Annotated in this window: 3 protein-coding genes; all 3 read right to left on the bottom strand. The window is 73.7% G+C overall.

Annotated elements, in window-relative coordinates; translation table 11 throughout:
* A partial coding sequence (locus SACSA_RS0112425) for a 1,4-alpha-glucan branching protein domain-containing protein (RefSeq protein WP_019816259.1) occupies positions 1–1,488 on the bottom strand: 1,488 nt, incomplete at its 3' end.
* Positions 1,485–2,261 (bottom strand): class I SAM-dependent methyltransferase, encoded by a 777-nt coding sequence (locus SACSA_RS0112420; RefSeq protein ID WP_019816258.1) that lies wholly within the window; start codon positions 2,259–2,261, stop codon positions 1,485–1,487. The genes SACSA_RS0112425 and SACSA_RS0112420, both read right to left, overlap by 4 nt.
* A gap of 140 nt (positions 2,262–2,401) precedes the next feature.
* Positions 2,402–2,792: DegV family protein (locus tag SACSA_RS22710; RefSeq protein ID WP_157596844.1), on the bottom strand; the 391-nt coding region annotated here is incomplete at its 5' end.

Raw genomic sequence — 2,792 nt, 5'->3', positions numbered from 1 at the left:
ACGGGCGTCGAGGTGGCCGAACGGGTGGGACAGTTCCCGCAGGTTGGCTGCCTCGGCCAGGGCCCGCGCCGGGTCGGTGGCCGACAGCGCGGCGAGCCGGTCGAAGCGTTCGGTGTGCTGCCGGGCCCGTCTGCGGGCGTAGTCGGCCGCCGAGTCCTTGGTCACCATGAACGCCCAGTCGCTGGACAGGGCGAGCAGGGCCTCGGTGACGGCCTGGTCGCGCACCGGGTCGCGGCTGGTTCGGACGTGCGGCGCGTCGGCCAGCGCGAGCAGCCTGCGTTGCAGGCCGGTGTTGGCCTCCACCATGTCGGCGACCTGCTCGCCGTCCCAGACGCGCCAGTCCTTGCCCGAGCCCCACGACGACGCGGGCAGCTCCACCGGACCGCCCAGGTGCCCGGCCGCGAGCGCGCCGCGCAGCGTGGTCACCCGCACTCCCGCCTCCGGCAGGGCGCGCAGCACCGCCTCCAGCCACGCGGGGCCCTCGTGCCACCAGTGGCCGAACAGTTCCGTGTCGTAGGCCGCGACCACGAGCCCGCGCCGCCCGTGCTCCCGCCGCAGCGTCCGCAGGCGGGTCACGACCGTGTCGACGAAGTCGTCCACGTGCCCGCGCAGCGTGGCCGAGGCCGCGGCCGGGTCGTACGGCGCCTTGTCGGCGGGCTCGACGTGCTTGCCGGTGACCCGGGCGGGCTTGAGCCCGACCTCGTGGTCCCAGGTGTGGAAGTCGCGGTAGTGCGCGTGGCCCGGGTATCCGGCCTTCGGCGACCACACGCGGTAGGTGACCTCCAGATCGCGTCCGAAGCAGACGACCTCCGAGGAGCCGACGGTGCGCGCGGCGGCGGTGTCGCCCCGCAGTGACGGGCCGTCGACGAGGAACCGCCGCACGCCCTCGGCCGCGTAGGTGGCCTCCATACCGGGCGCGTAGCCGCATTCCGGGGCCCAGATACCGGCCGGGCGGTGGTCGAGGCGCAGTGCGGTGTCGGCGAGTCCGGTGCGCAGCGCGAACGAGCGCACGCGTTCGTCGAGCAACGGCTGGAACGGGTGCGTGGCCGGGCCGCCGAGCAGCTCGACCACGTCGTCGTCCACCAGCGACCGCAGGACCGGGGAGAACCCGTGCCGCCAGCGGGTCTCGAACTCCTCGGTGGCGGCGAGCGCGGCGCGGTACTCGACGGCGGCCAGGTCGGCGAGCCGCCCGCGCCACAGCGATCCGGCGTGCTCGGCGCGCAGCCGCCAGTGACCCAGCCACTCGTGGAACGCGCGCAGGCAGTACGGGTCGTCGAGCTGCGCGGCCAGCACGGGGGTGACGCCGAGGGTGAGCAGGTCCCGCCTGCCCTCGTCGGCGAACCGGCGGAGGAGGTCGACCACCGGCAGGTAGGAGTGCGCCCACGCCTGGTAGAGCCATTCCTCGCCCACCGGCCACGTGCCGTGGTGGGCCAGCCAGGGCAGGTGGCTGTGCAGCACCAGGCAGAAGGTGCCCTCCTCGTCGCTCATGGGCGGACCGCGACGGCGACGAGGTCGAGGCTGGCGTCGAGGTCCTCGGTCCGCACGGCGAAGTCGCCCGCCGCGATCCCGGCGACGTCGCCGCGCAGCGGCTCGGGCCAGACCGCTTCCCCCGGTAGCGAGCCCAGAACCACCTCGAGCTGGGCCTCGATGATCGAGCCGCCGTGCCGCCGGTCCAGTTCGGCCAGTGCGGGCCCGTGCCGCAAGCCGGAGAGCGACTCGACGACGAATCCGGTGTCGTGCAGCAGAGTGTCCAGTTCGGACGGCGACAGTTCCCGGGTGTGGAACGGGTTGAGTGGCGTGGGGGAGTCGGGTGTGAACGTGAGCCGGTTCGGCGTGGTGACCAGCAGCCGTCCACCCGGCCGCAGCACCCGGCGGCACTCCGACAGGAACCGTTCCTGATCCCACAGGTGCTCGATGACCTGGAAGTTGGCCACGACGTCGACCACCCCGGTGGCCACGGGCAGCGAGTGGAGATTGGTCCGTGCCACACCGAGTCCTGGGTAGCACCGGGCGGCGTGCTCGGTGGTGGGAGTGTCGTAGTCCACGGCCAGCACCCGGTGTGCCCGTTCGGCGATCAGCGCCGCGCCGTAGCCCTCACCGCAGCCGGCCTCCAGCACGATGGCGTCGTCACAGTACGGCAGTAGCGCGAGATAGGCGGCCTCGTGCCTGCGGAACCAGTAGTTCTCCTCCGGCACACCGGGGACCGTGCGCTCCCCGGTCAGGTGCAGGGCCTCGGCCCGGTACTCGGCCGTCAGGGACACTCGTGGCCTCCTCCCGCTCGTCGACCGCCTCGGCGTGCCGGGACGGCCGGGTAGTGCCGGTCGTCCTGTCGGTCGCCGTGCCGGAACCGTACCCGGGCCCGGCACCGCCGCCCGGGCGGCCTCCCTGCGCCGCGATCCCACTACAGCGCCGGTGCCACCGTCACGCCGAGGGCCCCAGGGCCGACGTGCGCGATGATCACCGTGCTGGCCTCGACCAGCATGATGTCGTTCAGATGCGGGATGCGCTCCCGCAGCCGCCGCACCAGCGTCATCTCCCGGTCCGACCGGGTCACGCACGCCACGGCGACGTCCACCGCGCGGGTGCCCGCGTGCGCGGTGGCGAGATTGGCGAGCCGGTTCAGCGCGCGCTTCGATCCGGGCACGCGCGCGAGCGGCGCGACCTCGCCCTCCCGTACGGTGAGCAGCGGCCGGATCGCCAACGCGCTGCCCACGAGGGCTGAGGCGGCCCCGATACGGCCGCCGCGCCGCAGATACTCCAGGGTGTCGACGTAGATGAACTCCGCGCTGGCG

It is taken from the genome of Saccharomonospora saliphila YIM 90502 (genome assembly GCF_000383795.1).
Taxonomy (GTDB): domain Bacteria; phylum Actinomycetota; class Actinomycetes; order Mycobacteriales; family Pseudonocardiaceae; genus Saccharomonospora; species Saccharomonospora saliphila.
Note: the sequence above shows the minus strand (reverse complement) of the source record. Positions and strands in the feature narration are given on the sequence as shown.